This is a genomic window from Falsibacillus albus (genome assembly GCF_003668575.1).
GTDB lineage: Bacteria > Bacillota > Bacilli > Bacillales > DSM-25281 > Falsibacillus > Falsibacillus albus.
This window is the reverse complement of record NZ_RCVZ01000006.1, coordinates 24950-48134: the sequence shown is the minus strand read 5'-3', so window position 1 is coordinate 48134 and position 23185 is coordinate 24950. Positions and strand designations below refer to the sequence as shown.

At 42.1% G+C, this 23185-nt stretch carries 24 protein-coding genes and 1 riboswitch; of the genes, 6 read left to right on the top strand and 18 right to left on the bottom strand.

Annotated features, from left to right (window positions below):
• Positions 1 to 196 precede the first annotated feature (196 nt).
• Genes pxpB through D9X91_RS10135 form a run of 3 tightly spaced genes read left to right on the top strand, consistent with a single transcriptional unit; the run spans position 197 to position 2621 of the window.
• Positions 197 to 895, top strand: coding sequence for a 5-oxoprolinase subunit PxpB (gene pxpB, locus D9X91_RS10145; protein ID WP_158598279.1), 699 nt, complete (start codon positions 197 to 199; stop codon positions 893 to 895).
• Position 896: 1 nt separating this feature from the next.
• Positions 897 to 1850, top strand: a complete 954-nt coding sequence (locus D9X91_RS10140; protein ID WP_158598278.1) for a 5-oxoprolinase subunit C family protein — start codon at positions 897 to 899, stop codon at positions 1848 to 1850.
• A 12-nt stretch (positions 1851 to 1862) separates the two neighbouring features.
• Positions 1863 to 2621, top strand: a complete 759-nt coding sequence (locus D9X91_RS10135; RefSeq protein ID WP_121680504.1) for a LamB/YcsF family protein — start codon at positions 1863 to 1865, stop codon at positions 2619 to 2621.
• Between the two features lie 344 nt (positions 2622 to 2965).
• Here D9X91_RS10135 and gntK read toward each other — a convergent pair whose 3' ends face one another.
• Entirely contained in the window at positions 2966 to 4492 is a 1527-nt protein-coding gene (gene gntK / locus D9X91_RS10130) for a gluconokinase (protein WP_121680677.1), read from the bottom strand.
• Positions 4493 to 4593: 101 nt separating this feature from the next.
• A complete protein-coding gene (locus tag D9X91_RS10125) occupies positions 4594 to 5946 on the bottom strand; it encodes a GntP family permease (RefSeq protein ID WP_121680503.1) in 1353 nt (450 codons plus the stop codon).
• A 252-nt stretch (positions 5947 to 6198) separates the two neighbouring features.
• Between D9X91_RS10125 and D9X91_RS10120 the strand changes: the two genes are divergently transcribed.
• Complete coding sequence (locus D9X91_RS10120) at positions 6199 to 7050, top strand: MurR/RpiR family transcriptional regulator (RefSeq protein ID WP_199738099.1); 852 nt, start codon at positions 6199 to 6201, stop codon at positions 7048 to 7050.
• 57 nt (positions 7051 to 7107) lie between these two features.
• On the opposite strand, the gene D9X91_RS10115 is transcribed toward D9X91_RS10120, so the two are convergent.
• From D9X91_RS10115 to D9X91_RS10085, 7 genes are all read right to left on the bottom strand, one after another.
• Complete coding sequence (locus D9X91_RS10115; protein ID WP_121680501.1) at positions 7108 to 7515, bottom strand: hypothetical protein; 408 nt, start codon at positions 7513 to 7515, stop codon at positions 7108 to 7110.
• A 91-nt stretch (positions 7516 to 7606) separates the two neighbouring features.
• Complete coding sequence (locus D9X91_RS10110; protein WP_158598277.1) at positions 7607 to 8413, bottom strand: YihY/virulence factor BrkB family protein; 807 nt, start codon at positions 8411 to 8413, stop codon at positions 7607 to 7609.
• Positions 8414 to 8570: 157 nt separating this feature from the next.
• A complete protein-coding gene (queE, locus tag D9X91_RS10105; protein WP_121680499.1) occupies positions 8571 to 9293 on the bottom strand; it encodes a 7-carboxy-7-deazaguanine synthase QueE in 723 nt (240 codons plus the stop codon).
• On the bottom strand, positions 9286 to 9726 hold the full coding sequence (gene queD, locus D9X91_RS10100) for a 6-carboxytetrahydropterin synthase QueD (protein WP_121680498.1): 441 nt from the start codon (positions 9724 to 9726) through the stop codon (positions 9286 to 9288). The genes queE and queD overlap by 8 nt, the downstream gene beginning before the upstream one ends.
• On the bottom strand, positions 9723 to 10388 hold the full coding sequence (queC, locus tag D9X91_RS10095; protein WP_121680676.1) for a 7-cyano-7-deazaguanine synthase QueC: 666 nt from the start codon (positions 10386 to 10388) through the stop codon (positions 9723 to 9725). Before queC ends, queD begins: the two co-directional genes overlap by 4 nt.
• A gap of 104 nt (positions 10389 to 10492) precedes the next feature.
• Positions 10493 to 10536: riboswitch (PreQ1 riboswitch) on the bottom strand.
• Positions 10537 to 10760: 224 nt separating this feature from the next.
• The gene (locus D9X91_RS10090; protein WP_121680497.1) at positions 10761 to 12101 is read right to left on the bottom strand and encodes a GntT/GntP/DsdX family permease; all 1341 of its coding nucleotides are present in this window, start codon (positions 12099 to 12101) and stop codon (positions 10761 to 10763) included.
• 167 nt (positions 12102 to 12268) lie between these two features.
• Positions 12269 to 12733: a DUF6884 domain-containing protein gene (locus D9X91_RS10085; RefSeq protein ID WP_121680496.1), complete on the bottom strand. Its 465-nt coding sequence runs from the start codon at positions 12731 to 12733 to the stop codon at positions 12269 to 12271.
• 238 nt (positions 12734 to 12971) lie between these two features.
• Between D9X91_RS10085 and D9X91_RS10080 the strand changes: the two genes are divergently transcribed.
• Positions 12972 to 13493: a GNAT family protein gene (locus tag D9X91_RS10080; RefSeq protein WP_121680495.1), complete on the top strand. Its 522-nt coding sequence runs from the start codon at positions 12972 to 12974 to the stop codon at positions 13491 to 13493.
• A gap of 177 nt (positions 13494 to 13670) precedes the next feature.
• Positions 13671 to 14276, top strand: a complete 606-nt coding sequence (locus D9X91_RS10075; RefSeq protein WP_121680494.1) for an SAM-dependent methyltransferase — start codon at positions 13671 to 13673, stop codon at positions 14274 to 14276.
• Between the two features lie 31 nt (positions 14277 to 14307).
• Here D9X91_RS10075 and D9X91_RS10070 read toward each other — a convergent pair whose 3' ends face one another.
• The 9 genes from D9X91_RS10070 to trpC form a co-directional block, all read right to left on the bottom strand.
• Positions 14308 to 15882, bottom strand: a complete 1575-nt coding sequence (locus tag D9X91_RS10070) for a phosphodiester glycosidase family protein (RefSeq protein WP_158598276.1) — start codon at positions 15880 to 15882, stop codon at positions 14308 to 14310.
• Positions 15883 to 16026: 144 nt separating this feature from the next.
• On the bottom strand, positions 16027 to 17046 hold the full coding sequence (locus D9X91_RS10065) for a S66 family peptidase (protein ID WP_121680492.1): 1020 nt from the start codon (positions 17044 to 17046) through the stop codon (positions 16027 to 16029).
• A gap of 46 nt (positions 17047 to 17092) precedes the next feature.
• Complete coding sequence (locus D9X91_RS10060) at positions 17093 to 18226, bottom strand: M14 family metallopeptidase (protein WP_121680491.1); 1134 nt, start codon at positions 18224 to 18226, stop codon at positions 17093 to 17095.
• Positions 18227 to 18235: 9 nt separating this feature from the next.
• Positions 18236 to 18988, bottom strand: a complete 753-nt coding sequence (locus D9X91_RS23035; RefSeq protein WP_267900812.1) for a hypothetical protein — start codon at positions 18986 to 18988, stop codon at positions 18236 to 18238.
• Positions 18913 to 19647 (bottom strand): hypothetical protein, encoded by a 735-nt coding sequence (locus D9X91_RS23030; RefSeq protein ID WP_121680489.1) that lies wholly within the window; start codon positions 19645 to 19647, stop codon positions 18913 to 18915. The genes D9X91_RS23035 and D9X91_RS23030 overlap by 76 nt, the downstream gene beginning before the upstream one ends.
• A gap of 156 nt (positions 19648 to 19803) precedes the next feature.
• Positions 19804 to 20577, bottom strand: a complete 774-nt coding sequence (gene trpA / locus D9X91_RS10045; protein WP_121680488.1) for a tryptophan synthase subunit alpha — start codon at positions 20575 to 20577, stop codon at positions 19804 to 19806.
• Positions 20570 to 21775, bottom strand: a complete 1206-nt coding sequence (gene trpB, locus D9X91_RS10040; RefSeq protein ID WP_121680487.1) for a tryptophan synthase subunit beta — start codon at positions 21773 to 21775, stop codon at positions 20570 to 20572. Before trpB ends, trpA begins: the two co-directional genes overlap by 8 nt.
• A gap of 2 nt (positions 21776 to 21777) precedes the next feature.
• The gene (locus D9X91_RS10035; RefSeq protein WP_121680486.1) at positions 21778 to 22404 is read right to left on the bottom strand and encodes a phosphoribosylanthranilate isomerase; all 627 of its coding nucleotides are present in this window, start codon (positions 22402 to 22404) and stop codon (positions 21778 to 21780) included.
• A 10-nt stretch (positions 22405 to 22414) separates the two neighbouring features.
• Entirely contained in the window at positions 22415 to 23185 is a 771-nt protein-coding gene (gene trpC / locus D9X91_RS10030; RefSeq protein ID WP_121680485.1) for an indole-3-glycerol phosphate synthase TrpC, read from the bottom strand.

The window sequence follows — 23185 nt, the reverse complement described above, 5'->3', positions numbered from 1 at the left end:
AAATCCAATGAAAACAAGATTAAAATTTCATGAGAATCAAATATTTTCATAGAATTCAACCTATAATCCTGGAATCCTTCTACATTCAGAGAATCATAGTTTACAAGTTGCAGCATAACGGATTGAACGTCCTTAGTGAATTTGATACGATAACACTATTACTGTCAGAAAATTTAGCGAAATGAGGCGTTCGATATTGGCTTCTTTCTATTATATTGCTCCATTGGGAGATCAAGCAATGATCGTTTCCTTTACAAATGAAATTTCAAATGAGATCAATAGGCTTGTCCATTGGGCTGCCGAGCAGATTATAGATGCACAAATACCAGCGATCACAGAGGTCGTTCCTGCTTTTTGTACATTAACCATCCATTATAATCCCCTGAAAGTAGATGGCGAATATCCATTCGAAATTGTGAGAACTAAAGTATCCGATGCTTTAACAGATGATCCTTCACAGCTTCAGTTGAATAAGGAATTGATCAAAATCCCCGTCTGCTATGACTTGAAATGGGGAAAAGACCTCGAAGAAGTGGCGAAATATAACAATCTTTCTGTAGATGAAGTCGTCAAAAGGCACTGTCAAAAAAAATATTTGGTTTACTTCCTTGGATTCACACCAGGGTTTCCTTTTATGGGGGAAGTCGATCCAAAAATCGCCATGCCCAGAAAGAACACGCCGAGAACCTCCATTCCAAAAGGATCTGTCGGCATAGCTGGGATTCAGACAGGAATATACCCTGTTTCCAGCCCTGGCGGCTGGCAAATTATCGGCCGCACTCCAGTAGACCTCTTTAACCCAAATAATGAAACTCCTGCCTTATTGAAACCCGGATATCAGGTTCAGTTTTTTCCTATATCTGAAAATGAATTTATTAATTGGGGGGAAGATTGAAATGGGGATTTTGGTTCTTAAGCCAGGGCTGCTGACAACGATTCAGGATCTCGGGCGTATAGGGTATCAGAATTTGGGTGTAATGATCGGCGGTGCAATGGACAAATTCGCACACTCCGCTGCAAATGTGCTTGTTGAAAATGATGTGGATGAACCTACCATTGAGGCCACACTTGCCGGACCGCACCTGCAATTCAGACAATCCGCACTTATCGCTTTATGCGGCGCCGACTTCCACCCCTTATTAAATGACAAAAAAGTGGAAATGGGGAGTCCGCTACACGTGAATCAAGGTGATATATTAAAATTAAACAACGCCTCCAATGGTGCAAGGGCTTATATTGCAGTTAAAGGAGGCATCATCTCTGAAACATTCCTGGGAAGCTGCTCTACAGACATGAAAATGCAGCGCGGAGGATTAAATGGAAGAAGATTCAAGAGGGGCGATGTGATTGAACTGAAGGCCACCCATTTGAAATCCAGCATTCATTCCGGCTGGAAAGCATCAGCCAGTCTTTTCACTTATCTGGAACAAAAAACGATCCGCGTCAATGAAGGATTGCAATACAATTGGTTTTCCGAAGAAAGCCGACACCGGTTCTTCGAAGAGAAATTTACTGTCCTTCCCCAATCAGACCGGATGGGCATACGACTGCAAGGTCCAAACCTTTCAAGATTAAGCAAAAATGAACTTTTAACGGAAGGCGTCACAATGGGAAGCATCCAGGTCCCCCCATCAGGTGCTCCAATTGTACTGATGGCCGATCGTCAAACGACCGGAGGATATCCTAAAATAGCCCAGGTCATCAGCCGTGATTTGCACGCTTTGGCCCAAAAAAAACCTGGGGACACATTGTCATTCGAGTTCATTTCCGTTAAAGAAGCGCAAAGATTAATTAAGGAAGAGAATAAACTGATGTCACAGCTGAGTTTTGCTGTTACCGCCAAATCATGAGGAGTGGGAAACTTGACGAAGAAAATCGATCTCAATTGTGATATAGGAGAAAGTTTTGGCCAATATAAACAAGGAAATGACCGGGATATTATGCCGCATGTAACATCAGCCAATATTGCGTGCGGATTCCATGCCGGCGATCCAAATGTAATGGCTGAGACCATTGCATTGGCAGTAGAAAACAAAGTGGCGATCGGGGCACATCCCGGCCTTCCCGACCTTGTCGGATTCGGAAGAAGAAAAATGGAAATCACACCAGAAGATGCCTATTGTATCACAACGTATCAAATCGGCGCCCTCGAAGCATTTTTAAGGAGGTACGGACGTAGATTACACCATGTAAAGCCACACGGTGCACTATATAATATGTCAGCAGTGCATCGAACTCTGGCAGAAGCAATCGTGAAAGCGGTCCATGATTTCGATTCATCACTGATCCTTTACGGTCTCTCAGGAAGTGAACTGACCCACTCTGCGGAAAAAATCGGTCTCCAAGTCGGGTATGAGATTTTTGCCGACCGCACATACCAACACGATGGCACATTGACTCCCAGGAATCATCCACGTGCCATGATCACCGATATTAACCAATGCATAGAGCAATCTATGGAAATTATGACTCATCAACGCGTGAAAACCGTAGACGGCAGCGTCATCCCTTTAAAAGGAAATACTATTTGCCTTCACAGCGATGGCAACCATGCCTTATCATTTTCCAAAATGCTGAAAGATACATTCCAAAGTCAAGGATTTGAAGTCGCTGCTCTGTAGGGATCCCCCTTTATTGCCATCCAATTGAACCAAACCTAAAGATGACAAAGAAGATGGACAAAAGTATTTTTGACGAAGAAAAGCCCGAACTATAATGCGAAATCTTCCCTTAGATTTCGCATTCGTTCGGGTCTTCATGTTAAAGCGTGTTTGTTGTTTTTAGCATATTCCAGCTGTTGATTGGAGTGCAAGACGAAGACTCCGGCCGCCCGCGGAAAGCGAAGTCTTGCGCGGGACAGCGGTGTAATAGAAACTAACAACATGTTTTTTGTTTACTTTGTTCTTCTCTAGAGTGGAGTGAATAAATTATGTCAAACCTCTTTAGCTTACAAACTGAAACAGAATCATTTGGTCACATATTTATGCTGGAATTTCGCAATTTCGCTATATTCCTGTTCCAATAATCGGGAAATCCTGATGAACATCGGAATCAATTCCTCATAAATCTCAGCAGCTTCGGAACTTGGCTTGTGTGAATGAACTGAGCCAACCATCTCTTTGACCACAGAAAAATCTTTTATTTCACCCATACCATACATCCCCAGCACAACAGCTCCCAAGCATGAACTTTCAAAGCTTTCCGGTACGGTCACTTCATGTCCGAAAACGTCCGCAAGCAATTGTCTCCAAACTTGTGACCTTGCAAAGCCACCGGTTGCTTGAATCTGCTTCGGTTCCCCGACCAACTCTCCGAGTGCCAATAGAACGGTATATAAATTCATGACTATTCCTTCCAACACTGCTCTGACCATATGTTCCTTCTTATGATGCAAGCCAAGGCCGAAGAAAGATCCTCGCGCATCTGCATTCCATAAAGGTGCCCTTTCACCAGCCAAATATGGGTGGAAAAGTAAGCCTTCGGAACCTGGTCCAACTTTGTCGGCCATTTCAGTCAATAAATCGTATGGATCGACTCCAAGTCTTTTTGCCGTTTCAATCTCTGATGCTGCCAATTCATTCTTCGCCCAGCGGAAGATCATTCCTCCATTGTTCACAGGTCCGCCGATTACCCAATGATTCTCAGTCAACGCATAACAAAAGATCCTGCCTTTAGGATCCGTCACAGGATGATCGGAGACGGTCCGTATTGCACCGCTTGTCCCGATCGTCAAAGCCACAACACCAGGATCAATTGCGTTCACTCCCAGATTGGATAATACGCCATCACTCGCCCCCACGATAAATGGAACGCGGCGTGTCAACCCCATAAGTGATGCATGCTCCTCCGAGAGCCCTTCTAAAGCATATGTTGTCGAAACAGGTTCAGATAATTTATCTTTGGTTACATCGATCAAGGCGAGAGCCCCTTCGTCCCAATCCAATTCGTTTAAGTTGAACATCCCTGTTGCTGACGCAATGGAATGATCCACAACATAAACACCAAATAATTTATAAAAAACATATTCCTTAATGGAAATATATTTGGCTGCCTTCGAAATCAATTCAGAATGTTCTTCATTTAGCCAGAGAATCTTGACCAATGGCGACATCGGATGAATGGGAGTACCCGTACGCAAATAAATATCGTGGCCATTGCCATTCTTTAATTTCTCAGCCCAGGCCGCACTTCTATTATCTGCCCAAGTTATTGACTTCGTAAGGGGAGTACCATTTTCGTCCACTAAAATCAAACTGTGCATCGCAGCACTGAATGACACAAACTCGATATCTTCAGGTCTGATGCCCGTTTCATCGATACAGCCCTTAATCGAGGCCAGCACCGCACGGAATATTTCATCCGGATCTTGTTCGGCAGTCGCAGGATTAGGGGTTAATAAGGGGTATTCAACTGCATGTCTGCTCAGAGCACTGCCGTCTTTTTTAAATAGGACCGCTTTTGTACTTGTAGTCCCGATATCGACACCGATCATATAAGGTTTTACATTGTTTTTCATTTGACTGCCTCCTAGTTGAAGAAAGGAAGAGCGGCAAAGATGCCACACTTCCTTTCATATTCCTCTATTAGTCTATATTATGCAATAAATAATCCGATTACAAATACGGTGATGAATCCTACCACCGCGATTATCGATTCCATCACTGTCCAAGATTTCAATGTATCTTTGACATCAAGACCGAAGTAGCGGTTGACCAGCCAGAAACCAGAGTCATTTACATGCGAGAAGATTGTTGCACCTGATGCAATCGCAATTACAATCAGGCCAAGAACTGGACCTTCTAGCCCTAAAGTGCTGATTACCGGTGATATCAATCCTGCTGCAGTGACCATCGCTACTGTCGCAGACCCTTGGGCAACCCGAACAATCGTTGCAATGATAAAAGCCAGCAAAATCGGCGGCAAGCTTGAACCTGCCATCATGTTTCCGAGAACATCACCAACACCTGAATCAATTAATACTTGCTTGAACACACCGCCGGCACCAGTGACCAAAATAATGATTCCAGCTGGCTCGAGTGCTTTTGTTGCGATTTCTTGAACATCGTCACGGGAATATCCGCGCTTCGTTCCCAATAAAATGAAAGTTGATATCGTAGCGATTGTCAATGCCACGAATGGATGACCTAAAAAGGTAAAGAATGTACGTACTTTATTACCTTCAGGAAGTATTGCACCAGTAAATGTATTCAATAAAATCAATACTAGTGGAATGGATATCAATGATGCAACCAGTGCAAAGCTCGGCAAATCTTTACTATAGATTTTATCCGTATTAGCATGTTCTTTCATATATTCAGGCATTTCTGCATGAATCTTCTTGGCTATGTACTTACCAAAAACCGGGCCAGCCAAGATCATAGCTGGAACCCCAGCAATCGCCCCGAATAGGATTACCCAGCCCAAATCGGCGCCAATCAGATTTGCAACGGCTATAGGCCCTGGAGTTGGCGGAATGAAGCTGTGTGTGACCGCTAATCCAGCCAATAATGGAATTCCATAATACAATAATGATTTACCTGTTTTCTTAGCCAATCCGTAAACAATCGGAACAAGAATGATGAATCCAACATCAAAGAATACAGGAATTGCAACTAAAAATCCAGTAATCCCTAATGCCCATTGAGCATTTTTTTCACCGAATTTCCCGATCAATGTTTGAGCCAGTCTTTCTGCTCCCCCAGATACTTCAAGCATCCTGCCAAATATTGCCCCGAGACCAACGACCACTGCTACGAAACCGAGTGTTCCCCCCATTCCTTTCTCAATGGTTTTCACAACATCGCCGAGCGGCATGCCTGCGCCAATACCTACCAGCAAGCTCACTAAAAGCAAAGATACAAATGCGTGCAGCTTTGTTTTCATGACAAGAAATAATAATAAGAAAATTCCGGCTAACGCTACTAAAATTAATGTAGAATCTGACATTTCGTTTTTCCCCCGATCTAGTTTCTATTAACTTAAAAGAAAAAAATTTTCTATCATTCTAGAGAAAGCCCTTTCAAAAATCATCATTTTCATATTTTTATAGTAATATTTAATGTTTTTAAAAGAATTTTTTTCTCTGTTAACTCTATTATAGAAAAATATTTTTCTTTTGCAACCGTTTTCAAAAAAATATTTTTCTTTTTCTTCATCTTCTGTATAATATTTTATAGAAAGCCCTTACAGGAGAGGATTATTTTGAACCAACAATATTGTATAGCCAGCATTCGTTCTCATTATTCTCAGTTCAGTGATACAGAGAAGAAAATCGCTGATTATATACTGGGGAACCCTGATAAAATCATCCATAGTACAATCAATCAGCTGGCAGAGGATCTTGGTGTTGCCGATTCGACTGTCTTCCGTTTCTGTAAACGGATCGGTTTTAAGGGGTATCAAGCAATGAAGATTGCCCTCGCTTCAGAAATCGTCACCCCCATCAAGGATATACATGAGACAATAACTGAAGAGGACACAGTTCAGACGATTACCGAAAAAGTGTTTCGATCGAACATGAAGACGATAGAGGATACTCTGCATATCACAAATGAAAGCGCTTTAGAGTCTGCGGTGAATATGATTTGTTCCGCTAATAGGATTGATTTTTTTGGCAATGGCGGTTCTGGGATCATCGCCATGGACGCTTATCATAAATTCATCCGAACCGGGCTTACCGTGTATGCGTCGAATGACAGCCACATTCAATTGATGACAGCCTCACAGCTCACAAAAAATGATTGCGCCGTTTTCATCTCCCACTCCGGGTCGACGACTGATATTCTCGAGGTATTGAAAATAGCAAAAGACGCAGGTGCGACAACAATCGGAATAACCAATTATGGAAAATCCCCTTTAAGCAAAAGTGTGGACATCCCATTATATACGGTTTCGGATGAAACAGATTACCGATCCGAAGCACTATCTTCAAGGATCGCGCAGCTTACCTTGATCGATGCACTTTATGTAAATATCATGACCAAGAGACAAAGTGAAGGAAAGCAAGCACTCAAGAAAATGAGAAGTGCCATATCCCTTAAAAGATTATAAAATACAAGCCTCCCAGTGGTTCGTTTCAACGAACCATTGGGGGGCTGTTTTTCTTTTTCAACCAAAGCACATGAAATTCCGGATTTGATTATATCGATAACTGACCTTTTGCCTGCGTCCACGGTTCCATGTATATCCGGATACGCCGTTCTTGCGGATTTCTGTCGGGTAGAACCAAAAATCCCTTCCCGGGCGGCGCAATCCCATGTATCCCCACTGCCCCAGACAATTACACATCCATCTTCTCAGCTGATCTGATTGCTGCTGTCCTGACTTAAATTGAGCGGGCACCTGTGGAACCTGAGCCGGTGGAGGTCCAGGGGGTGCATCTTCTGCATCATCCGGACGGTATATCTGTTCTTCTAAATCCCTAACATCGAAATTGCCATTAGCTTCAACACCGGAATAAGGCCAATAGTGTGGGTGCACACTATAGTTCGGAAACTGCATCGGGTGGTTGTTCATTTATCATTTTCCTCCCTTACCAAGATAAACATCTATGGTAAAGTATGTTTTGCTTTCCGAATTTGAAGCTTATTTTCCGGTAAAATTTCCTCTAATCCGCTCCGGTTGAAATGATTGCATTCAATATTCCCCCAAGGATGATGATCATGGCAGACAGATAAAACCACAGCATCAAAACGACGATGCTTCCTACTTGTCCATACAAAACAGAGTAATTATTTTCCTTTACATATGCGGCAAAACCCAATGATACAAGCTGCCAGCATATAGTAGAGAACACCGCCCCCGGAATGACCGTGCTCCATTCCAGCTTTATGTTTGGAGAAAAATAAAAGAGGATTAGAAAAAACAATAATAAAAAGAGACTTCCCATTCCCCATTGGACGATCAATTGAAGCTTATAAAATTGCTCCATCGGAATGGCTTCATTAAGCGTGTGGCGCAAAAGGCGTTCAATGACAGGGACAAAAACAGATATTAAGATGGCAAACATAAACCCGACCGTCATGATGAGTCCTTCCAATACCTCTTTCAGAAAATGATGCTTCCCTTTGATGCCATACGCCTCATTCAAGACTCTTTTCATGCTTTGGAAGCCCATTGAGGATAACCATAACGTAAAAAACAGGCTCAATGATAATAGATTGCCTTTATGTTCCGTCACTGTATATGCCAAAGTATCGTTTATCAGGCGATAGGTGCTTTCAGGTGCATACGGTTTAATCATCTCAAGAATCGCATTTTCTTGAATCGGGATATAACCGACAAGGGAATAAATGAGGAGCAGAAATGGAAACACGGAAAGTAAAAAATAATAGGCCATTTGAGCAGATAAATCATATACTCTCAAAGTAAAAAAACGGAGACCCATCTCTTTTAATAAATTTACGCTGTTCATCCCCCACCTCCACAGGAGCAATTTATCATTCATTAATTCCCCTTACAAATGCAGTTTCCCTATTTTTAATGAAAAATAAACCAGCATTAAATTATCATGAGATTGAAACATAAAAAAGGCTGCCATGAATTTCATGACAGCCTGAGTCCATGAGGTGTCAAACCCCTTTTTTATTTCCCCATACATACGTATGAAGCTGCGGCAATACACGTACATTGTTCAAGTCGCTGCTGCCCATCGTTTGTTCGATAAGCCATTCATATCTTTTGACCAGATGCTGAAGCAGCTTTCCGTCGTCATCTTCCGCAAGTAAATCATTACCAGCTTGCAAATAAAAGGGAACATCAGGATAACGCTTATGCACATCTTTTGCATAAACAAAATCTTCTTCATTGAAGATGACCACTTTTAGACTGAAATTGCTTCGATTTTCCTGTAAACGGGAAATGATTTCGCTTAGGATGTGAAAGTCGGTTTTCATCAAAGAACTTGGTGGTTTAGGAGAAATGGTCAGGTCGTCAATATGGAGGAACCAATCCTGCCACTTGCTTCCTTGGGTTTCCAACGCAACTTCTATTCCGTTTTCATGCAGCAAACCTACAAGTTCATGAAGGTTCTTCAATAAGGCAGGGTTTCCCCCGGAAATCGTTACATGGGAGAAGCGGTCTTCTCCAATCATTTTCAGCTGATGAAATATTTCCTCTGCCGTCATCATTTTGATTTCATCTTTGGCAGAACCATCCCATGTAAATGCGGAGTCACACCATGAACAGGAATAATCGCATCCTGCAGTCCGCACGAACATCGTTTTTTGGCCGACTACCATTCCTTCCCCTTGGACGGTAGGGCCGAAAACTTCGAGCACAGGGAATTTATTCATTCTTCCCACCTCTTTTTGGCCGGTAAACAACATAGCTGGTAGGTGTTTCCCTGAGGAAAACCTGTACACAACGCGGCTTATTCTCCAGCTCATCCAAATGATTTTGGATCACTTCAAAGATGGATTGTGCCACTATTTCTGTCGTCGGATATTGTTCGGGGGCTTCATCCGAGAATAGGCTGTCATCATTGAGAAGTGTATGATCGAATCGATCATGAATCAGTTTTTTTATCTGTTGGAAATTAACCAGGAAACCAGTATCATCCAACTGATCCCCCACGATAGTCACATTTGCAAAGTAAGTGTGCCCATGCACTTGATGGCACTTTCCTGCACGTTCATCTGGAATATAGTGTGCAGCAGCAAATTGAAAATCCTTGTTTAATTCAAATGAGAAGCCATGGTCGACGGAAGGATAAATCTGTTGGATCATGAATCCATTCCCCCTTCTTTTGCAGCTAGGTATTGATCAAGGCCTCTTTTTCTTAAGTGGCAAGCTGGACATTCTCCGCAGCCGTCCCCTTTAATTCCGTTATAGCACGTTAATGTATTTTCACGCACATAGTCAAAAGCATCCAATTGATCGGAAAGCTGCCATGTTTCAGCTTTGTCCAGCCACATTAGCGGTGTATCAATTACAAATTCATAATCCATAGCCAGATTCAGCGTTACATTTAAAGATTTTACGAATACATCGCGGCAATCAGGATACCCGCTGAAGTCTGTTTCACAGACACCCGTTACGATATGCTTCGCCCCTTTTTGCTTTGCCAAAACAGCAGCAAACGAAAGAAATAATAGATTCCGTCCATCGACAAATGTTGTCGGCAGCTCCCCTTCATCCTGCTTGATTTCCATATCCTTTCTTGTTAAGGCATTTGGGGCAAGCTGGTTCAGAAGGGACATATCCAAAACGTGATGTTCTATATTTAAATCCTTGGCAATTTCGCTTGCACATTGAAGCTCCAAGTTATGACGCTGTCCATAATCAAATGTTACTGCAATGACTTCCTCAAATCTTTGAAGAGCCCAAAAGAGGCAAGTCGTACTATCTTGTCCTCCACTGAATACTACAATTGCTTTTCCTTTTTTCATCATCCTCGATCTCCTCCATAACTATTGTGAAGAAGAAAGAGATTCTTAGAACAACTCTATTGATTAAAAGAAATGTAAAAAAACCATATCTAAGGAGATATCGTTTTTCCTTAGTTTTTTATAGAGGGAGTTCACGAACCTCTCCTGCCATAGAAGGCAGAGTTCTTCTAATATTTACACCTATGTACTATAACATAAAACGCTTGGATTGGCACCTTGTTAGAATATTGGAAACATATCTATAAGCTGCTTTCATGGTTATGTGCTCCTGGAAAAATGTCGATCTTATCAGACTTGATTTTTTGTAGTCGGTTGCAAACGATATCAAAAATGACTGCCCTTCCTGCAGGCAGCCATTTCTTATATATCTTTTTAAGCGATAAACAGACCTAGAACAAAGACAACTGCAAAGCCAACAACCGCAATCAACGTCTCCATTACGGTCCATGATTTCAGGGTATCCTTCACGTCCATGCCAAAATAGCGGTTGACCAGCCAGAATCCAGAATCATTCACATGGGAAAGAATGGTTGCACCTGAGGCAATCGCAATAACGATCAGACCAAGGACCGGCCCCTCCAATCCTAGACTGGAAATCAGCGGGGCTATCAAACCGGCGGAAGTTACCATGGCAACCGTCGCCGATCCCTGCGCCACCCGAACGACGGAAGCAATCAAAAATGCAAGTACGATCGGCGGCAGTCCTGAATTTCCCATCATGTCGCCGATCACCTGGCCGACACCTGAATCGATCAATACTTGTTTAAACACACCACCTGCACCGGTGACAAGAATAATGATTCCTGCTGGCTCGAGCGCTTTGGTAGCAATTTCCTGGACTTCGGACCTTGAATAGCCTCTTTTTGAGCCTAAATAATAGAAGGCAAGCAAAACCGTAATGGTCAATGCGACAAAGGGATGGCCAAGAAAGGTTAAAAACTCTCTCCATCCATTGCCTTTATCCAATAGCACTCCGGAGACGGTATTCAACAAAATCAAAATGATCGGGGTAAACACCAAGCCGGCAACAAGACGGAAGCTTGGCAGCGGATGCTTGTAGCTTTGTTCGACTTTGATGTATTCAGGAATGTCTGCCTTGATTTTTTCCGAAATATATTTTCCAAACAACGGTCCCGCAATGATCATGGCTGGAATACCTGCAATCACCCCAAATAAGATGACCCACCCAAGGTCTGCTCCGATAAGGTTGGCAACCGCAATCGGACCAGGGGTCGGCGGGATGAAGCTGTGAGCTACTGCAAGACCTGCCAAAAGTGGGATTCCATAATACAAAAGTGATTTTCCTGTTTTCCGGGCCAATCCGTAGATTATCGGCACGAGAATAATGAATCCTACATCAAAAAAGACCGGTACAGCCACGATAAAACCAGCAATCCCCAAGGCCCATTGTGCGCGGTTCTCGCCAAATTTGTCGATTAACGATTGCGCAAGCCGTTCAGCTCCACCTGAAACTTCCAGCATCCTGCCTAGCATGGCTCCCAATCCGACAACCACTGCCACAAACCCGAGCGTTCCCCCCATCCCATTTTGGATGGAAGCCAGGACACCAGAGAGCGGCATATCTGCAGCTATCCCCACTAATAAACTTACGAGCATAAGTGCAACAAAGGCATGTAATTTTGTACGTATGACTAAGAATAATAGCAAACAAACACCGGCTAAAGCGACAATAATCAAAGTTGAATCCGACATATCCCTCTTCCCCTCTCGCCACGATGTTTAATTTGAGCAGCCTGGCTAGACTGCCTAATTCAAACATATTCATCACAAGCAAGAAAAGTACAGGTCATTGCAAATAATCCGGGCACACTCCCCTCCCGCAATCCAAATTCAAGCTGCGCACCCAAATGTTTCCATTCTCATTCATGGAGCTTTTCATTATTTAACAAGGCATCCTTCAGCATAGCCTGCATATCCCCAATTCCTCTTGTGCCAAATAAGGGGTAATGGAAATGTACGGCAGTCGGAAAACATGTCTCGATTATCGGTTTGAACTTCTTTCCACCGAGCATCACGATTTCCGGAAATGCATCCAAGTACTTCTCCGTTGCCTGTGCATTTAGCTCCTCAATGGAAATGGTATATTCCTGATCCCCTCTCCTCGAAAATGATAAATCATATGTAGAAGGAACGAGTTCACCCGGAAGCAAAAATCCGTACTTTGGGGAAAGAATAATCCACTGCTCAAAGTGAGTTCTTGCATATTTTTGACATAATGAATGCAAGGTTCCTACATAGGCGTCATGTGCCGGCACTGGACCTGCCCCTGGTGTTCGGTCCCAAATCTTCGGCTTGCCTGATGGGATGATGCATAATGTCTGCATGTTGTAAAACTCTCCAATCTATATGTAATTTAATTTCACAGGATGTTTTTTTATTCACTGACCAAGCGAAAAAGGTTGAAATAAATGTTTTTCTTGCATATTTATTCACACGAGACCATCGCTCGATTATTATTCAGTTGAAGCTTACGATATTTTTTAGTAAAATGGTTCACTGTGTGAAAAGTATGAACGGATAGATTATACAATAACAAACATGCCCAAGGAAGGTGACATATACATGTCCATTTTCGCTGAAGCGCTTGTAGATCAACAGGAAAAATCAAAATCAGAGCTTAAGGAAGAAATCGATCAGCTTGAAATACAGATGTTCAGAATGCAGCAAAGCATGAAGGAAATCGCAAAAAAATGGGATGTCCTTGGCATCGATCAAACGAAAGAAGACAATTGGGTCATAGTCTATGCGCAAAATGATGGGAATCAGTGCAAAGTAATGGTAAACGATTGTGAAACCAGGTTTGACGGCGTTTGGGATTTCTCGATTCATGCAACTTTTTCCGAAGAAGAAACGATTCACATCGGCGATATTAAAGGTCCAGCCAATAAAGGCTACGGTTCCATCTGCATGAAACACCTAAAAGAAATTGCGCGAGACCAGAATATTCCCGTCATCACTGGTGATATTGCCAAGAGAGATTGGGACCACGTCGATCGTCTCATTCATTTTTATGAAAAGCATGATTTTGAAGTTGAAATTGATAACAGCTCCCAATCAGGAGAAATCGTTTGGAAGGACTATTAAAAAAGCTGAATCGTTTTGATTTGGCTTTTTTTCAATTTTCAACTATTGGTTGGAGCTGAATGTGCGAGGTTCCGGAGCGCTCCCCTCCTCAGAGTGAACTTAAAAAATGTATAAAATGTTTATCCTCTTACGAAAAAGTGTATATGTAAAGTATACCTCGTCTAGGAGGAGATCGATTTGTCAGCTATATTCAGTGAACAATTTGAAAAACCCAAAGGATTCCTTGGCCGGATCGCCGGAAAGATCATGGCATTCGACAATAGAAAAATCAATCATTGGACACTATCCAAATTAGGTGCCCAGAATGGTGATTGCATTTTAGAAATAGGATATGGGCCGGGACATTGCATTCAGACGCTGTGTAAAGAAAAGCTTAATATCCATGTACATGGTGTCGATATTTCATCCACCATGTATGAAGAAGCGAAAAAGAGGAACGAAAAATATATTCAAGAAGGTAAAGTAAAGCTTTTTAAAAAAGATATAGCAAGATTTAATACGAATCAAATATACGATAAGATATATTCTGTCAATAACTATCCATTGTGGGAAAAGCGGAAACGTTCGTTGGGAAAGATGTATGCCCTGTTGAAAACAGGAGGAAAGGTCGCCATTACCGTTCAGCCCCGTGAGGATGATGCGGATTCAGATAAAACCCACAGGCTTGCGAAAGTCATTTCAGATGAATTAAAGTCGGCAGGTTTTACCCATGTTCGTGTAGGTTTCAAAAAGGTTCGCCCTGTCCTGACTGTTTGTGTAACAGCAATGAAAATCGAAAAATAGGCAGCCCGTTTACAGGCTGCCTATTTTTCTTTTATTTTGAGATGATGATCCCATCTCCTATTGGCCTTTCACCTGTAGCATCAGATGGATGATTTACAAGTTTCCCATCCACTACCATCGTGGAAGAGCCACCGCCATCAAGATTCATCCCGTCGACTGCCCCAAGATCCTTTAATAATTCTGCACTTTCCCGGAAGTTGACACCAATACTTTTATTTGGGTTTCTACCATCTACCGTCACAAGTAAAATATGTCCATCTGCTTTTACCCCCACAAGCGTTCTCGGATGGCGATATAAGGCAAAATGGTAGTAAAAATCAGAACTCCAATCAAAACCTTCCTTTTTTGCATCAATATCAATTTCTCCTTGATGAAGCAAGGAAGGTCCTCCATTCACAACATCCATTCCCTTTAGGAGGTCCATTTCCTTTCCATTTTTATAAACCTTATTGGACAAGGTCCATACTTGCTTGGATTTTGCCTGCTCTTTTAGCCAGTCTGCATCTTCACCAGTTGCTGATAAGACTGTTTGTCCTTTGTCGATAGCACCACCTCGACTATCACGAGTGGATACCACGTTGCCGGCATCATCCAGAACGATCTCGAATCCTTTGCCTTTTGGTGTATTCTTCCCATATGAAGAGTTATATTCAATCAATTCACTATCATCCTTACAGGTCACATCATGTTGAGGGGCATTGGTTGGCGCATCTTCGGTCCCCCCACAACTTCTGATTTTACCGGGTGTTCTATTCATTCCATCAATAATATGACTTTGGTGGCTGGAAGTTTGAACCGAAAGCATCGTCTTCGTTTCACTTATTTCAGCATGGTTATCATGAAGAATAAGGCTCGTTCGGTTCCCGACAGATTCACTTAGCAATTTGCCATCCGCAACTGAGATGCCAGCAGGATCACCAGGAGTCCCATCCTCTTGTCCGACTACAAAATAACCGCCATTCGTTCCGGCAATAGCTTGCTTTCTGGCGACCATCGAGGTTACGGTTTCTTTACCTTCTATTTGATCATTTGCTAATGAGGAACCTATTTTCCCCTGAAAAGTTTTTGGGTTGATTTCAAGCACATGAATATCCCAAGGACCAGTCGACTCTGTGGTGCCATCATACCCTGAAAAGGTCACGCTTGTTCCTTCGATCCCTTTTTGGGACAGGTTTTCCTGGAACTGTTTCGCTTTGTCTTCAGATTCAAATTGACCGATCCGCACTACATACCCGATCTCTTTTTGATTAACGTCTGTCATAGAATGATTTTTTTGATTAACAGGATGTATCGTTGCTTCATACCCCATTTTGCGTAATTCTTTCTTTTTAGTTTCCGCTATTTGATGATCTTCGTAAAAACCTGCATCCACCGTATAAAATGATTTCTTCGATAAATATCCTCGATGAATATGAGTGTACGTGGCCCCTTCAGCCAGACGGCTTACTTGGCGTGTTTCTGGAAGGTTTTCCTTGCCTAATGAAAGCTGGTCTGATCGATCCGTTGACATCCTTCCATGATGGATGCCTTCCGCTAAAGCCGTGGTAGATAAAGTGGCGGCTGCCAATAGGGTAACGAATGTTTTTCTAAGAATGGAATTATGCATGTTCATCCTCCTTAATTTTATAACCTAGACACTAAGGGTAACGTTTCTTTGTTAAAGGCAAATGTACTTGTTCATTAATTTTTTTAAAGAAAATTTCATGAGTGTAAAAAGGGCAGAAAAAAAAACTGACCGGAAGCGGCCAGTTCATGATATTTTCTCCAAATTTACTGGAGACTCAGTTAATCGGAAATCAATATTAATATTGGAAGCCTTGAGGCTTGCCTGGATTCCATTTGGCAAAATCATCATCGGGTCCGTGTGCCCAAAATCTGCTCCGATTATAACGGGAAAATTGTATCCGGTTGTAACCCTCTGCAAAATTGACTCCAGCTGCCCTTCTTTGAATCCTACATTGGAATGGAACCGGCCAACCACAAGCCCAGAGATTTTTCCGAATATCCCCATTTGCCTCATTTGAGTAAGATAACGGTCGATGGATGAAGGCGTTTCCCCTTCATCATCCTCAATGCAAAGTATCTTTCCTTCCAGGTCTGGAAAATAAGAAGTACCTGCCAGCAATAGCATGACCCCCATATTTGCTGCGATGATTTCTCCTTCTGCAGTTCCTTCCTTTAAAACTTTCATCCCAGGATTTGAGGTCATATCCCTTTTCCGGTTATCTTCTTTGTCCCACCATAAATGCTCCATTATGAAGGAGTGTGAGGATTTATATTCGACTTTATTCCCTTTCACTAATAAATCTTCGAATGCTTTGTTTGTATAAGATAGGAGACCCCCAAATTCGCCAAACTGCGGAAGGATAGCCGGCCCTAAATAAGTGACTAATTGTGACCTTTTTGATATCGCTAAATGAAGCGCGGTAATATCACTGTAGCCCATAAATATTTTTGGATTGTCCCTAATCATCGCAAAATCCAAGTATTCCAGCATTTGATGGGAACATGTCCCGCCTATCGTCGTAATGATGGCTTTCACTTCGGGATCCTGAAACATAACATGGAGGTCCTCAACCCTCTCTTCAATCGACCCTGCCATATATTCATCCTTTTTTAATGCATTCCTTCCGCATTTCACTTTCAAGCCCATACTTTCGATTGTTTTGACACCTCTCTCGAATCTCCGCGGACAGACTGCTGCCACTCCTGCAGATGGAGAAATAATGCCGATTGCATCCCCTTTTTTTAAACGCTGTGGTTTTATCATTCATTCTCTTCCTATCTATCTAAAAATTTCGATATCTTCAACAATATCAAATTTTAGATTTTTTTGGAAGTGACTGTGGCCATGAACCATCCTCAAAGAAAGTATGAATGATTCCTTCAAAAGCTTGAATGGCATCCCTCACCGCTTTCTCCCTCCACGATGAATCATTTGGATCATACAGTTTCTTCAGGCATTCTCTTGTTTTATCGCGGCTCTTCCGATCTCCATAAAAATAGGCAGCATTTTCTTCGATTGTGGTTTTCAATGATTGAAGTTGAGCTAGCAAGGTTTCGCCGAGCGTACCAAATTCAAAAGTCGTAGCAAATAATTTAGTGGATGGCGATACTTGATTTTTAAACTGATATAAAAAGTCAATCATATCGCCATTAATTTTATAGAAGGAATCGGCTGTCGTCTCTGAAATATAGGGATATTTCAGTGCCTGCTTCCAAAAATCCGGCGATTCATCATCAAACCTTGAGTTGACAAGATGCATTTGTTTTGATGGGCCATACCCGGTATGCATGTCCAGCAAGACTACTTGGTCATACATTAAAAAGAACTTTTGGAAATAGTCTTGCAAATAAACCGTGGCCGATTCACACCGATCACCACCGTAATAGACGCCCTCTTTGTTTATATATTGCCCCATTGTCACTGCAGCAGTAAGTTCCTTTTTATTCATACTCATCATCGTTTTGAGCAGCCGGCTGCCAAATTCAAACCAGCCGAGCCCCCCTTTAGGCTCTAATAAAGATTTCGCTTTGACATAGGATTCATTGGAAAGATCATCTGTTTCCCTATTAAATATAAAATTCCGGTTCAAGTCCACGTTATGTTCATTCACTTTGCGAAAATATTTCATTCCCCATGGATTAATTGCATGCATAAGAATAAGGCTAGTATCCATTTCATCCAGCATACCAGAAAACCTTTCAATAAAAAGGTTCATCATGGCTGATCCTACATAACCTTCAATTCCATGCAGCCCCGTCGTTATCACAAGCGCACGTTTTGATAGGTTAGCTTTGCAATGGATCAAATCAAGTGTCAATGTTTGATCATCGCATACATTGATCGATTCCCTATCGACTTCACTCCATTTCTTTTTTAATTTCTCCTCTTTACGCCAGAATTCTTCTTTTGACTGCTCGTATGTTTCCGTAAATAATTGGTTCATAGAGCCTCCTTACACTGGACCATATTTAAAATGAATAGCAGCAAACAAGAAAATGAGTGTAATGACAAATAGGACTGCCTGAATAAGAATGGTCCATTTAATCCATTTTGTAAAATTGACGGCTGCCAAGCTTAAAGCAATGAGTAATGCGGGATTTGTAGGATACAAAAGATGACTGAAGCCATCGCCGAAGTTAAAAGCCAGGACGACACTTTGTCTTGTCACGCCAATAATATCACCAAGGGGGGTTAAGATGGGCATGACCAGAAAGGCTTTTGCTGTTGCAGATGGAATAAAAAACTGGAGAAGGAAGACAAACATGTACATGAAAAATCCTGCTGAAATCGGTGCAGCACCTTTCAAGTGTTCGGATACTGAAAATAAAATCGTGTCCATGACCCCACTTGATTCAATGATGTATTTTATGCCCATTGCCAATAAAATCAACAAGCTGCTTGGGGCTAATTGGAGCGCTCCTTTATTGAATACCTTCCCTATCTTACTGAGTCCGTTTCCGTTGGCAATGCCACAGGCAAAGCTGATGATGAAAAAGGCTACGGCAATCAATGGCATCGAAAAATCTGAAAGCCCAAAAACAGGCATCAGGATCATTGCCAAGGTCAAAATCAAGAATCCGATTGCCAATACCCGAATACTACTTTCGGTAACATCATCGCCCAGAGCATTCATTTGATCATACTGCTCATATTGATTATTAGATTTGTTTTCAAGCTTATTCGCATACCAAAATAAAAATAAAATAAGGACGACATATGTAACGATAAAAAAAGAACACGATATAAAATCCCTGAAAACATTGGGACATCGGCAAGTTTTTGAGCAACGCCAATTGTAAAGGGGTTATAAATAGCTGCAGAAAATCCAAATCCAACTGACAACAAACTCAGCCCAAGTCCCATGAATTTATCCCACCCTAACCGATAAGAAACTTTTATCATGATGGGAATCAAAGGTATCACTTCTTCTAAAATCCCGAACACTGCACCCAATAGCATAAAGAACAAGGAAAAAAGGGCGATCAACACATATCCGGATTCCCCAAACCTTATTAAAAACCTACCGATTACTGCATCAAGGACCTTCAGATAATCAAATACTGCAAATGCACCGCCAACGATGAGAATGAACAAAATAATTGTAATTGTAATTAATGCATCATGGGAAAATAGCACTTCAAAAGGAGCAGTAAACCAATGAAATATCGGAAAATCATGTTGATCGGTATAGTATTGAAAGCTTGCTGGATCAATCACAAGATGACCGTCTTTTTGAATTCTCTCAAAGTGTCCAGGATGAAATATCCTGGTCAACACCCCGGATAACATTAACAGTGCAAATAAAATGATGAACGATTGAATGAACGCTTTTTTATTTAATTTGATTCCAAAATCCTCTTCCATCTTACAGCCCCTTACGCAATGAGTGAATATTCAGTCATTTATTTTCATTATAAATCCTACCATCATTAAAATCTATTAAATAATTCCTTTTTCTATCCAAAAATGCCAGGCATCAAAGGGCCCTGCCCTTTGGTGCCTGGCACCGGGGTATATACCTTACTTTACTGCAGCAACAAGCTCTTTGATTTCGTCTTTTTCGCCGTTATTTAATAGTTCGATGATTTTACTTCCTACAATGACACCATCGCAGTGACTGGCCATCGATTCTACGTGTGCTGACGTAGAGATTCCGAAACCAGCAAGGACAGGCACTTTACTTATCGCTTTGATTTCTTCGAGGTACTCTTCTACATCTACATTGAAAGCAGCACGGGCACCTGTGATGCCTTTTACCGTGACCGCATATAAAAAGCCTTCTGATAACGAAGATATTTTTTTAATCCGTTCAATCGGACTGGTCAAAGTCGCCAGCTGAATGATCGCAATCTCTGCTTGTTTGAGACTCCCCGAAAGAATCTCCATTTCTTCGACAGGAACATCCGGAATGATCACACCAGAAACACCTGCTTCCTTGCAATCTGCTGCAAATCTCGCGATCCCATAAATGAATATAGGATTCACATAGGTCATTAAGATGATCGGCACTTCAATGGAGCTCTTGATGCTTTTCAATTCATTCAATACTCCAGTTAATGTCGTTCCCTCATTTAAGGCTCTCTTTCCTGCTTCTTGGATTGTCGGTCCATCTGCAACGGGATCTGAAAATGGAATGCCTAATTCGATTGCCGTCACCCCAGCCTCTTGAAGGAAAAGTATTTGCTCCTCCAGTGCTCTCAATCCGCCATCCCCTGCCATGATATATGGGATGAATACCTTTCCTCCTTTTTCTATCTTGGAATGAATGGCATTTTCAAGTTTCACCTTACTCATCTTTGCTTCCCCCCAACACACGTTTAACTGATTCTACATCTTTATCTCCCCTGCCTGATAAACAAATCACCATGATTTGATCTTGTTTCATTTCTTCCGCTAGCTTCACAGCATAGGCGATAGCATGGGAACTTTCCAATGCAGGGATGATCCCTTCCGTTTTTGAAAGAAGCTTGAAGGCATCCAGCGCCTCTTGGTCTGTCACGGATTGATAATTGACTCGATTGATTTCTTTTAAGTAGCTGTGCTCAGGTCCGACACCCGGATAATCCAATCCTGCTGAAATCGAATGGGCTTCCTGTATTTGTCCATGTTCATCCTGGAGAAGATACATCAAAGATCCGTGAAGGATTCCGATTTTCCCTTTCGTCAAGGACGCCGCATGTTTTTCGGTTTCAAGTCCAGCACCAGCGGCTTCCACACCAAACATCTTGACGTCATCATCTTCGACAAATGGATAGAACATCCCCATTGCATTGCTTCCTCCACCGATGCAGGCGACAACTGCATCCGGCAGTTTTCCTTCTTGCTCTAGAATCTGCTGCTTCGTCTCGGAGCCGATCACACTTTGAAAATCACGTACCATTTTAGGGAATGGATGAGGTCCGAGCACAGACCCCATAATATAATGGGTATCATCAACATTGGTCACCCAGTAGCGCAAGGCTTCATTCACAGCGTCTTTCAACGTTGCACTTCCTTGCTTGACCCCTTTTACTTCTGCTCCAAGCAATTCCATTCGGAAAACGTTCAGCTTTTGCCTGCGAATATCTTCCTCTCCCATAAATATCACACAATCCAAGCCCAGCAATGAACATACAGTCGCTGTTGCCACTCCATGCTGACCGGCACCCGTTTCTGCCACAACTTTCTTTTTTCCCATCCTGACTGCCAAAAGGGCCTGCCCGACAGTATTGTTGATTTTATGGGCACCCGTATGATTCAGATCTTCCCTTTTCAAATAGATTTTCGGTCCATTTAATTTTTTTGTTAAATTTTCAGCATAATACAGTGGGGTTTCCCGTCCGACATATTGTTTTAAATAGTATTTTAGTTCTGCTTGGAACGCTTCATCCTTCATAGCATCTTCATATGCTTGTTCAAGTTCTAGCACAGCTTGCATTAGCGTTTCTGGGATGAACTTTCCTCCGAAAGTACCGAAATGGCCTTTTTGATCAGGTTGTGTATATGTTGCCATGATTATCTCTCCTCCAATTGATTAAATGCCTTTCTGGCATGAGATATAAAGGATTGCATTTTTTCGGCGTCCTTTTCGCCATCCGTTTCAACACCGCTTGAAACATCAACCATAGCAGGGCGGACTGACATGATTGCTTCGGCAATATTTTCAGGGTCAAGCCCTCCTGCCAAGATGATCCTGTCGGTCGAAATCGGAAGTTTCCCAACCAATTTCCAATCGAATGTATTCCCATTTCCGCCCCGATATGGACCAGCTGGGCTATCAAGCAAAACAAACATTGGGTCATATTCCTGTATTCTGAAAAAATCGTCCTCACTGTGAATGGAAAATGCCTTGATATAAGGAACTGAAAGCTTTCTGCAATATTCAGGGCTTTCATCGCCATGCAGCTGGACCAGATCCAGTCCTGCCTCCTGGATGATGTTTTCCACTATGGAAAGCTCTTCATTGACGAATACCCCGATTTTCTTTATATTGCCTGGAATCGATTTGGCCATGCTTTTTGCTTGATTAACGGAAATTTTCCGTTTGCTTGCAGCAAAAACAAATCCCACTGCATCTGCTCCTGCTTCTACTGCATTTGCTGCTGCTTCCACATTCTTTATTCCACATATTTTGATTTTCATCTTTTTCACCTCAAAGCTGAACCTTCAATGATGCTAGTGTAGAGGATATATCCTCCGCTTTCATAAGCGTTTCTCCAACAAGGATCCCTTTTACACGGGAAGACTTGACTTCTTCGGCATCTGCTCCGGTTTTAAATCCACTTTCACTGATCACCAAAATCTCCTCATTTCTTATCTTGGATGCCAAACGTTTCGTATTTCCCAAATCCACTGTAAATGATTTTAAATCACGATTGTTGATGCCAATGATATTTGCCCCGATTTCGAGTGCCCTTTCCAATTCTTGTTCATCATGTACTTCTAAAAGAACCTCCAGGTTGCGCCTCCTTGCTTCTTCATAAAGATGTATTAATTGATCCTGCTCGAGCGCCGCAGCAATCAACAATATCACATCCGCACCATTTGCCTCCGCTGCTTCGATTTGAATCGGATCAATGATGAAATCCTTGCATAGAATCGGCACAGATACATGCTCCCGGACATTTCTCAAATCTTCCATGCTCCCTTTAAAATACGGACGATCCGTCAATATCGATATCGCGTCTGCACCTGCCGCTTCATATTGTTTCGCTTGAAGGACCGGATCTACTCCAATATTGATATCCCCTTTCGATGGCGAAGCACGTTTAATTTCGGATATGACATTCATCTTGTCTGATTTCATGAAACGGTCGTATAAAGAGACCTTCTCTCTAATTACTGGCTTCAATGAAGTTCCATTCGTTTTCAGTCGAGCGACTTCATTTTTCTTCTCTTCTAGAATCACATCCAGAATCGTCAT